Source organism: Streptomyces sp. NPDC104313, assembly GCF_055583985.1.
Map to the genome: position 1 here is coordinate 147,984 of NZ_JBVJMW010000017.1, position 10,494 is coordinate 158,477.

The 10,494-nt window shown below is 69.9% G+C and carries 7 protein-coding genes; 5 read left to right on the forward strand and 2 right to left on the reverse strand.

Features of this window, described 5'->3' with window-relative positions:
• The first annotated feature begins 14 nt into the window (after window positions 1-14).
• The 3 genes from metH (at window position 15) to ACZ60Q_RS30990 (ending at window position 6,310) form a co-directional block, all read left to right on the forward strand.
• Complete coding sequence (metH, locus tag ACZ60Q_RS30980) at window positions 15-3,533, forward strand: methionine synthase (protein ID WP_469640873.1); 3,519 nt, start codon at window positions 15-17, stop codon at window positions 3,531-3,533.
• 145 nt (window positions 3,534-3,678) lie between these two features.
• Window positions 3,679-4,389, forward strand: coding sequence for an HAD family hydrolase (locus ACZ60Q_RS30985; protein ID WP_469640874.1), 711 nt, complete (start codon window positions 3,679-3,681; stop codon window positions 4,387-4,389).
• 322 nt (window positions 4,390-4,711) lie between these two features.
• Complete coding sequence (locus ACZ60Q_RS30990; protein ID WP_469640875.1) at window positions 4,712-6,310, forward strand: ABC transporter substrate-binding protein; 1,599 nt, start codon at window positions 4,712-4,714, stop codon at window positions 6,308-6,310.
• A gap of 123 nt (window positions 6,311-6,433) precedes the next feature.
• Here ACZ60Q_RS30990 and ACZ60Q_RS30995 read toward each other — a convergent pair whose 3' ends face one another.
• Window positions 6,434-7,105: a response regulator transcription factor gene (locus ACZ60Q_RS30995; RefSeq protein ID WP_352241707.1), complete on the reverse strand. Its 672-nt coding sequence runs from the start codon at window positions 7,103-7,105 to the stop codon at window positions 6,434-6,436.
• Between the two features lie 9 nt (window positions 7,106-7,114).
• Window positions 7,115-7,960: a RecB family exonuclease gene (locus tag ACZ60Q_RS31000; protein WP_469640876.1), complete on the reverse strand. Its 846-nt coding sequence runs from the start codon at window positions 7,958-7,960 to the stop codon at window positions 7,115-7,117.
• Window positions 7,961-8,137: 177 nt separating this feature from the next.
• Between ACZ60Q_RS31000 and ACZ60Q_RS31005 the strand changes: the two genes are divergently transcribed.
• Both ACZ60Q_RS31005 and ACZ60Q_RS31010 read left to right on the forward strand, forming a co-directional pair.
• Window positions 8,138-9,388 carry a site-2 protease family protein gene (locus ACZ60Q_RS31005; protein ID WP_469640877.1) on the forward strand — a complete coding sequence of 417 codons (1,251 nt, stop codon included), beginning with the start codon at window positions 8,138-8,140 and terminating at the stop codon, window positions 9,386-9,388.
• A gap of 82 nt (window positions 9,389-9,470) precedes the next feature.
• Window positions 9,471-10,382 carry a tRNA (adenine-N1)-methyltransferase gene (locus ACZ60Q_RS31010; RefSeq protein ID WP_469640878.1) on the forward strand — a complete coding sequence of 304 codons (912 nt, stop codon included), beginning with the start codon at window positions 9,471-9,473 and terminating at the stop codon, window positions 10,380-10,382.
• Window positions 10,383-10,494 lie beyond the last annotated feature (112 nt).

Consider the following 10,494-nt stretch of genomic DNA (forward strand, 5'->3'; position numbering starts at 1 on the left):
CTGGGAGATCATCCATGGCCTCGTTGCCGACATCCGCCGCCGACAGCCGGACCCGCGCAGACGCGCTCCGAGAGGCACTTGCCACCCGCGTGGTGGTGGCCGACGGGGCGATGGGCACCATGCTCCAGGCACAGGACCCCACGCTGGAGGACTTCGAGAACCTCGAAGGCTGCAACGAGATCCTGAACGTCACCCGGCCCGACATCGTGCGCTCGGTCCACGAGGAGTACTTCGCGGTCGGCGTCGACTGCGTCGAGACCAACACCTTCGGCGCGAACCACTCCGCCGCGAACGAGTACGAGATCGCGGACCGGATCCATGAGCTCTCCGAGTCGGGCGCCCGGATCGCCCGCGAGGTCGCGGACGAGTTCGCCGCCAAGGACGGCCGTCAGCGCTGGGTCCTGGGCTCGATCGGTCCCGGCACGAAGCTGCCCTCGCTCGGCCACATCACCTACGACGTCCTGCGCGACGGCTACCAGAAGAACGCCGAAGGCCTCCTCGCGGGCGGCTCCGACGCCCTGATCGTCGAGACCACCCAGGACCTGCTGCAGACCAAGTCGAGCATCATCGGCGCGCGCCGGGCGATGGACGCCCTCGGCGTCCACGTGCCGCTGATCTGCTCCCTCGCCTTCGAGACGACCGGAGTCATGCTCCTGGGCTCCGAGATCGGCGCCGCGCTGACCGCCCTGGAGCCGCTGGGTATCGACCTGATCGGTCTGAACTGCTCGACCGGCCCGGACGAGATGAGCGAGCACCTGCGCTACCTCGCCCGCCACTCCCGTACGCCCCTGATGTGCATGCCCAACGCCGGACTGCCCGTTCTGACCAAGGACGGCGCGCACTTCCCGCTCGGCCCCGACGGTCTCGCCGACTCCCAGGAGAACTTCGTCCGGGACTACGGCCTCTCCCTCATCGGCGGCTGCTGCGGTACGACGCCGGAGCACCTGCGGGCCGTCGTCGAGCGGACCCGGGGGCTCACGCCGACCGAGCGGGACCCGCGCCCCGAACACGGCGCGGCCTCCCTCTACCAGACGATCCCCTTCCGCCAGGACACCGCCTACCTGGCGATCGGGGAGCGCACCAACGCCAACGGTTCAAAGAAGTTCCGCGAGGCCATGCTGGAGGCCCGCTGGGACGACTGCGTGGAGATGGTCCGCGACCAGATCCGCGAGGGCGCGCACATGCTCGACCTCTGCGTCGACTACGTGGGCCGCGACGGAGTCGCCGACATGGCGGAGCTGGCCGGCCGCTTCGCGACCGCCTCCACCCTCCCGATCGTGCTGGACTCCACCGAACTGCCCGTGCTGCGCGCCGGTCTGGAGAAGCTCGGCGGCCGGGCCGTGCTGAACTCGGTGAACTACGAGGACGGCGACGGCCCCGAGTCCCGCTTCGCGCAGGTCAGCGCCCTGGCCTCCGAGCACGGGGCCGCCCTGATCGCCCTGACGATCGACGAGGAGGGCCAGGCCCGCACCATCGAGCACAAGGTCGCCATCGCCGAGCGGCTGATCGAGGACCTCACCACCAACTGGGGCATCCACGAGTCCGACATCCTCATCGACACCCTGACCTTCACCATCTGCACCGGCCAGGAGGAGTCCCGCGGCGACGGCATCGCCACCATCGGGGCGATCCGCGAGCTGAAGAAGCGCCACCCCGACGTTCAGACCACCCTCGGCCTCTCCAACATCTCCTTCGGCCTGAACCCGGCCGCCCGGACCGTCCTGAACTCCGTCTTCCTCGACGAGTGCGTCAAGGCGGGCCTGGACTCCGCGATCGTGCACGCCTCGAAGATCCTGCCCATCGCCCGGCTGGAGGAGGAGCAGGTCAAGGTCGCCCTCGACCTGATCTACGACCGCCGCGCCGAGGGCTACGACCCCCTCCAGAAGCTCATGGAGCTCTTCGAGGGCGTCAACATGAAGTCGATGAAGGCCGGCCGGGCCGAGGAACTGATGGCCCTGCCGCTGGACGAGCGCCTTCAGCGCCGCATCATCGACGGCGAGAAGAACGGCCTGGAGGCGGACCTCGACGAGGCACTCCAGGACACCCCGGCCCTCGACATCGTCAACAACACGCTGCTGGAAGGCATGAAGGTGGTCGGCGAGCTGTTCGGCTCCGGCCAGATGCAGTTGCCGTTCGTCCTCCAGTCGGCCGAGGTCATGAAGAGCGCGGTGGCCCACCTGGAGCCGCACATGGAGAAGACCGACGCCGACGGCAAGGGCACCATCGTGCTGGCCACCGTCCGCGGCGACGTCCACGACATCGGCAAGAACCTCGTCGACATCATCCTCTCCAACAACGGCTACAACGTCGTCAACCTGGGCATCAAGCAGCCCGTCTCCGCGATCCTGGAAGCCGCCGAGGAGCACCGCGCCGACGTGATCGGCATGTCCGGCCTCCTGGTGAAGTCGACGGTGATCATGAAGGAGAACCTCCAGGAGCTCAACCAGCGCAAGATGGCCGCCGACTTCCCCGTGATCCTCGGCGGCGCGGCGCTGACCCGGGCCTACGTCGAACAGGACCTGCACGAGATCTACGAGGGCGAGGTCCGCTACGCCCGGGACGCCTTCGAGGGCCTGCGCCTCATGGACGCGCTCATCGGGGTCAAGCGCGGCGTGCCGGGCGCGGTCCTGCCCGAGCTCAAGCAGCGCAGGGTCCCCAAGAAGAACACCGACACCGCCGTGCTGGAGGTCGAGGAGCCCGAGGGCACGGTCCGCTCGGACGTCTCCACCACCAACCCCATCCCCGAACCGCCGTTCCGGGGCACCCGCGTCATCAAGGGCATCCCGCTCAAGGACTACGCCTCCTGGCTCGACGAGGACGCCCTCTTCAAGGGCCAGTGGGGTCTCAAGCAGGCCCGGACCGGCGACGGACCGACATACGAGGAACTGGTGGAGACCGAGGGACGCCCGCACCTGCGCGGCTGGCTCGACCACCTCCAGTCCAACAACCTCCTGGAAGCCGCCGTCGTCTACGGCTACTTCCCCTGCGTCTCCAAGGGCGAGGACCTGATCCTCCTCCACGAGGACGGCTCCGAGCGCACCCGCTTCACCTTTCCGCGCCAGCGCCGGGGCCGGCGCCTCTGCCTCGCCGACTTCTTCCGCCCCGAGGAGTCCGGCGAGACCGATGTCATCGGCCTCCAGATCGTCACCGTAGGCTCCCGGATCGGCGAGGCCACCGCCGAACTGTTCGCCGCCAACTCCTACCGCGACTACCTGGAGCTGCACGGCCTCTCCGTCCAACTCGCCGAGGCGCTCGCCGAGTACTGGCACGCCCGGGTCCGCAGCGAGCTCGGCTTCGCCGGGGAGGACCCCGCGGACGTCGAGGACATGTTCGCGCTGAAGTACCGCGGCGCGCGGTTCTCGCTCGGTTACGGGGCGTGCCCGGACCTGGAGGACCGGGCGAAGATCGCCGACCTTCTCCAGCCGGAGCGGATCGGCGTACACCTCTCCGAGGAGTTCCAGCTCCACCCGGAGCAGTCCACCGACGCCATCGTCATCCACCACCCCGAGGCCAAGTACTTCAACGCCCGGTAACCCCGTATTCCCGCCGCGGTCTCGCGCCCTCCGCGCACCCCGGCCGGACACGTCGTACACTGGTCGGTCCAGTGCAGGCCGGTCGCCCTCCCGTTTCTCCGGGAATGGCGGCCGGCCTTCTCGTCCCTTACGGAAGGTGTGCCGGATGACCAGTACGGTCCCCGCGTCCTTGACCCGCACGGCCGAAGGCGCCGCCCTGCAGGCGGTCCTTCTCGACATGGACGGAACCCTGGTCGACACCGAGGGCTTCTGGTGGGACGTCGAGAAGGAGGTCTTCGCCGGCCTCGGGCACCGGCTGGACGAGTCCTGGCGGGACGTGGTCGTCGGCGGCCCGATGACCCGCAGCGCCGGCTACCTCATCGACGCCACCGGCGCCGACATCCGGCTGGACGAGCTGACCGTGCTGCTCAACGACGGCTTCGAGAAGCGCATCGTGCGCGGGGTGCCGCTGATGCCGGGCGCCGAGCGGCTGCTCGCCGAACTGTCCGCGTCACAGATCCCCACCGCGCTCGTCTCGGCCTCCCACCGCCGGATCATCGACCGGGTGCTGGACTCGGTCGGTCACCACCACTTCGCGCTCACCGTCGCCGGGGACGAGGTCGCCCGGACCAAGCCCCACCCCGATCCCTACCTCACCGCGGCCGCGGGCTTCGGCGCCGACCCCTGGTGCTGCGCCGTCATCGAGGACACCGCCACCGGCGTGGCCGCCGCCGAGGCCGCCGGCTGCCGGGTCGTCGCCGTGCCGTCGGTCGCCCCCATCGCGCCCGCGGCCGGACGCGTGGTCGTCGGCTCCCTCGAAGAGGTCGACCTCGCCTTCCTGCGCAAGCTCATCACCCAAGCGGGCGGTACGGGCTGACCCGTACCGAGCACGCACCAGTACCGAGCGTGCACTTGTGAACGAACAGCGGATTTTCTGGTCGCCTTCGTGTGCGTTCCGACAATGTTCCGTGGATGTGGATCAGTTGAGGGTGCATCTGTGAAGAGGTTGGATGGGTGACCTTCCTCACCCGTGGGTCTTCGGTGGGCCGCCGGGATCGGGTGAACTGTCCTCAATGGTGATCGTATGTCGCCTCATCCGGTCGGCGGGGGAGTGGGAGCCGCCCGCCGAACGGTCGGAGCGGTCACCCGCGGCTACTAGCTTTGATTCCTCACCCGCCGGGATGAGGGAGAACGTCCAGATGAACCGCAAGACCCTGGTGCTGCCGGCCGTCGTCGGCCTGCTCGCCCCCGTGCTCGCCGCCTGCGGCGGCACGGACAGCGGCGCCGGTGGCAAGGGGGCCATCGTCGTCGGCACCACGGATCAGCTCGTGGCCTCCAAGGAGAACCCCGCGCCGCTCGACCCGGCCATCGGCTACGAAGCGGGCGTCTGGAACGTCCTGCGGCAGACCGTGCAGACCCTGACCACGGTGCCGGGCGGCGGCGGCGAGCCGGTGCCCGAGGCCGCCCGCAGCTGCACCTTCACCGACACCGCGAACGAGAGCTACCGCTGCACCCTGCGGGCCGGCCTCACATTCGCCGACGGGACGGCCGTCACCGCCGAGGACGTGAAGCACTCCATCCAGCGCGTCATCGACATCGACGCGGACAGCGGGCCGGTCGGACTGCTCGCCAACATCGACACGATCGAGACCAAGGGCGACGACCAGGTGATCTTCCACCTGAACACGCCCGACGCGACCTTCCCGTACAAGCTCGCCACCCCCGCCGCCGGCATCGTCCCGAAGGCGCAGTACCCGGCGAAGGAGGGACGCGCCGGCTTCCAGGTGAACGGCTCCGGTCCGTACACCATGAAGCCGCAGGTCGAGGACGGCCGGGTCGTCAAGATCGCCTTCGACAGGAACCCCTCGTACAAGGGCGAGCTGAAGGTCCTCAACGACAGGGTCGAGATGGACCTCTTCCCCGACGCCGAGGCCATGGGCAAGGCGCTGGACGAGGAGAAGATCCACATGATGACCCGGGCGATGTCGCCCCAGCAGGCCCACGACATGCTCGTGGAGCCGAAGGAGGGCGTCGAGCTCACCGAGCTGCCCGGCCTGGCCATCAGCTACGTCGGGTTCGACACCAAGGACCCCGTGGTCAACAAGCCCGTCCGGCAGGCCATGGCGCAGATCGTCGACCGGGGCGAGATCGCCGGCAAGGTGTACGGCACCACCGCCGAACCGCTCTACTCGCTGATCCCGTCCAGCATCGCCGGGCACACCAACGCCTTCTTCAACAAGTACGGCGAGCCCAGCACCACCAAGGCCGCGGCGATCCTCCGCGACGCCGGGGTCAAGACGCCGGTCAAGTTCACCCTGCACTACACCAGCGACCACTACGGCCCGGCCACCGCCGAGGAGTTCAAGGCGATCCAGCAGCAGCTGAACAGCTCGGGCCTCTTCGACGTCTCCGTCCAGGGCAAGGAGTGGTCGAAGTACCGCCCCGAGCAGAAGCGCGGCGACTACGCGGCCTACGGCATGGGCTGGTTCCCCGACTTCCCGGACCCGGACAACTACACCGCCCCCTTCCTGGACGAGAACAACTTCCTCAACTCGCCCTACCGTTCGCGCGAGGCGCAGAAGGTGCTCATCCCGCAGTCCCGCCGCGAGAGCGACCGCACCGCCGCCGGTGCCACCTACGAGAAGCTCCAGAACATCGTCGCCACCGATGTGCCGGTGCTGCCGATTTGGCAGGCCAAGCAGTACGTGGCCTCCCGCGACGGGATCGCCGGGGTGGAGCGCTCCGTCAGCGCCACCTCCGAGCTCCAGCTCTGGGAGCTCAACCGGCCCGGCGCCTGAGACCTGACCGGGAAAAGCCGTCCGGCCCGTTCTCCTCCTGTTTCAAGGCCGGGAACGGGCCGGACGGCTTCGTCGTGTGCGTGTGCGTGTGCGTGTGCGTGTGCGTGTGCGTGTGCGGGGCCGCTACTGCGCGCCGGGACGCACCAGTCCGCTCTCGTACGCGTACACCGCGGCCTGCACCCGGTCCCGCAGACCCAACTTCGTGAGCACATGGCCCACATGCGTCTTGACCGTCGTCTCACTGACGAAGAGATCCGCCGCGATCTCCGCGTTGGACAGCCCCCGCGCCACCAGCTTCAGCACCTCGACCTCACGGTCCGTCAGCGTGTGCAGGGCGTCCGGCACCGGATCCTCACCGGACGGCAGGTGATCCGCGTACTTGTCCAGCAGCCGGCGCGTGATGCTCGGCGCGAGCATCGCCTCGCCCGCCGCCACCACCCGGATCGCCTGCACCAGCTCCGCCGCCGGAGCGTCCTTCAGCAGGAAGCCGCTCGCACCCGCACGCAGCGCCTCCACCACGTACTCGTCGAGATCGAAGGTGGTCAGTACCAGCACCTTCGCCGGGCCGTCCTTCCCGGGGCCGGAGATCTGACGGGTGGCTTCCACACCGTCCATCCGTGGCATCCGGATGTCCATCAGCACCACATCGGGCTGCAGCGCCCGCACCTGATCGATGGCCTGCAGACCGTCACCGGCCTCACCGACCACCGCCAGATCGCCTTCGGCCTCCAGAATCATCCGGAAACCGGTGCGCAGCAGAGGCTGGTCATCGACCAGAAGGACGCGGATCGCCACAGGAACTCCTTAAGGGCCCTCAAGGGCCACGGCACGGCCGGCCTCGGCCTGGACCGGTCCCATTCTGCCCTGGCCATCCTCACCCGAATCCGCCGGGCGGACCGACAGCGGATATACCGGGGGAGTCCCGCCGAATTCAGGACACACCGCTTGGTGGTCGCACCAGCCGCACAGCTTCGTCGGCCGGGGCCGCCAGTCACCGGTCTCCGTCGCCAGCGAGATCGCGTCCCACAGCGCCAGGAGCTTGCGTTCCACCCGCTCCAGGTCCGCCACCACCGGGTCGTACGTCAGCACATCCCCGCTGCCCAGATAGACCAGCTGGAGGCGGCGCGGCACCACGCCCTTCAGCCGCCAGATCACCAGCGCGTAGAACGTCATCTGGAACAACGGGCCCTCGGAATACTCCGGCCGCGGCGCCTTCCCCGTCTTGTAGTCGACGATCCGGACCTCGCCGCTCGGCGCGATGTCCACCCGGTCGATCACCCCGCGCAGCCGCAGCCCCGACTCCAGCTCCGTCTCGACGAACAGCTCACGCTCCGCCGGCTCGAGACGTGTCGGGTCCTCCAGCGAGAACCACCGGTCCACCAGCCGCTCCGCCTCACCCAGCCAGCGTGTCAGGCGCTCACCCCCGGTGTCTCCGGCGAACAGCCCGGTCAGCTCCGGCTTCGACTCCAGCAGCCGGTCCCACTGGCCGGGAATCAGCGCCCGCGCCCGCGGCGCCGTCCGGTCGGCCGCCGGGGTGTCGAAGAGCCGCTCCAGCACCGCATGGACCAGCGTGCCGCGGGTAGCCGCCTCGCTGGGCTTCTCCGGCAGCTTGTCGATGACCCGGAAGCGGTAGAGCAAGGGACACTGCATGAAATCGCTCGCCCGCGACGGCGACAGGGACGAAGGCGGCTGGGGCTGCCGCGGCACGGAAGTCATGTCTGAAGACCCTACGGCCCGCCACTGACAGCGAGCGGCATACCATCGACGGCAGACCCTCGCACACTGCATGATCGTGGCGAACGCCACTCACCGAACCGAAGGGACCCCGTGGACGACAGCGGCGACAGCGGGCGGCCGCAGCCCGGCGCAGGGGGAACGGCCCCCGGCACCGATCCCGACAACGGCAAGCCGAAGCGTCCCGCCGAGCCGGGCGGCGGTCTGCTCATGGGCCGGCCCTTCGGCGTGCCCGTGTACGTCGCCCCCAGTTGGTTCGTCGTCGCCGCGCTGATCACCTGGGTGTTCGGCGGCCAGCTCGACCGTGTGCTGCCCGAGCTGGGCGCCGTCCGCTACCTCGTCGCCCTGTTCTTCGCCATCGCCTTCTACGCCTCCGTGCTCGTCCACGAACTGGCCCACACAGTCGCCGCGCTGCGTTACAAGCTCCCGGTCCGCCGCATCCAGCTCCAGTTCTTCGGCGGCGTCTCGGAGATCGAGAAGGAGAGCGAGACACCCGGCCGCGAGTTCGTCCTCGCCTTCGTCGGACCGCTCCTGTCCCTGGTCCTCGGCGGCGTCTTCTACGGCGCGATGCAGTTCGTCGAGCCCGGCACGGTCCCCGGCGTCCTGCTCGCGGGCCTGATGATCTCCAACCTCATCGTGGCCGCCTTCAACCTGCTGCCCGGCCTGCCCCTCGACGGCGGCCGGATGCTCCGCGCCGTCGTCTGGAAGATCACCGGCAAGCCCATGAGCGGCACCATCGCCGCCGCCTGGGTCGGCCGCGGCCTCGCCGTCGTCGTCCTCGTCGGACTGCCGCTGCTCACCCACACCGGGAAGCTGGGCGGCACCGCCCAGGACATCGGCGGGGTCGAGACCGTCATGGACGCGCTCCTCGCCGCGATCCTCGCGGGCATCATCTGGACCGGTGCCGGGAACAGCCTGCGCGTGGCCCGCCTCCGTGAGCACCTGCCCGACCTCCGGGCCCGCACCCTGACCCGCCGCGCCGTTCCCGTCGAGTCCGCCACCCCGCTCTCCGAAGCGCTGCGCCGGGCCAACGAGGCGGGCGCCCGCGCCTTGGTCGTCGTCGACGGACAGGGCAACCCCAAGGGCGTCGTCCGCGAGGCCGCCATCGTCGGCGTCCCCGAACACCGCCGCCCCTGGGTCGCCGTCAGTGGCCTCGCCCAGGACCTCACCGACGGCATGAAGGTCCCCGCGGAACTGGCCGGCGAAGCCCTCCTGGACCGGCTCAAGGCCACCCCCGCCACCGAATACCTGGTCGTCGAGGAGACCGGCGAGATCTACGGAGTCCTCTCCACCTCCGACGTGGAACGCGCCTTCGTCAAGGCCATGGCCCGCCCCGGCGCCTGACGGCCCTCCCGGGCCGTCGACCGGTGTGGCCCGGTGTGGCCCGGGCGGTCGGCGGCCCGGGAATCACCGGTAGGCTGGTCACATGTCTGAACCGACCGGTGCCGCCCGCCGACGTGGGCCCTTCAAGGTCGGGGACCAGGTACAGCTCACCGACCCCAAGGGCCGCCACTACACCTTCACGCTCGAAGCCGGAAAGAACTTCCACACCCACAAGGGTTCTTTCCCGCACGACGAGCTGATCGGTGCTCCCGAGGGCAGTGTTGTCCGCACCACGGGAAACGTCGCCTATCTCGCGCTGCGCCCCCTGCTCCCCGACTACGTCCTGTCCATGCCCCGCGGCGCCGCCGTGGTCTACCCCAAGGACGCGGGTCAGATCCTGGCCTTCGCCGACATCTTCCCCGGCGCCCGCGTCGTGGAGGCAGGGGTCGGATCCGGCTCGCTCAGCACCTTCCTGCTGCGCGCCATCGGTGAGCAGGGCATGCTGCACTCCTACGAGCGCCGCGAGGACTTCGCCGAGATCGCCCAGCAGAACGTCGAGCGCTACTTCGGTTCCCCGCACCCGGCCTGGCAGCTGACCGTCGGCGACCTCCAGGACAACCTCTCCGACACCGACGTCGACCGCGTCGTGCTGGACATGCTCGCCCCCTGGGAGTGTCTGGAGGCCGTCTCCAAGGCCCTGGTGCCCGGCGGCATCCTCTGCGCCTATGTCGCCACCACCACCCAGCTCTCGCGCACCGTCGAGTCCATCCGCGAGATCGGCTGCTTCGCCGAACCGCAGCCCTGGGAGTCGATGATCCGCAACTGGCACGTGGAGGGCCTCGCCGTCCGCCCCGACCACCGGATGATCGGCCACACCGGCTTCCTGGTCACCGCCCGTCGGCTCGCGGACGGCGTCGAGCCGCCGCTGCGCCGCCGTCGCCCGTCCAAGGGCTCCTACGGTGACGACTACGACGGACCCGGCAGCCAGAGCGGCTCCGCCGCCTCCCGCGGCTGATCCGCCCAACGAACCGGCGTGGGGGGGGGGGGGGGGGGGGGGGGGGGGGGGGGGGGGGGGGCGGCCCCCGCCGCGGCCCCCCCCCCCCCGCCACCCCCCCCCGGAGATGGGA

Coding starts and splice junctions, on each gene's coding strand:
- metH (WP_469640873.1), top strand. CDS start 15: ATGGCCTCGTTGCCGACATCCGCCGCCGACAGCCGGACCCGCGCAGAC.
- ACZ60Q_RS30985 (WP_469640874.1), top strand. CDS start 3,679: ATGACCAGTACGGTCCCCGCGTCCTTGACCCGCACGGCCGAAGGCGCC.
- ACZ60Q_RS30990 (WP_469640875.1), top strand. CDS start 4,712: ATGAACCGCAAGACCCTGGTGCTGCCGGCCGTCGTCGGCCTGCTCGCC.
- ACZ60Q_RS31000 (WP_469640876.1), bottom strand. CDS start 7,960: ATGCAGTGTCCCTTGCTCTACCGCTTCCGGGTCATCGACAAGCTGCCG.
- ACZ60Q_RS31010 (WP_469640878.1), top strand. CDS start 9,471: ATGTCTGAACCGACCGGTGCCGCCCGCCGACGTGGGCCCTTCAAGGTC.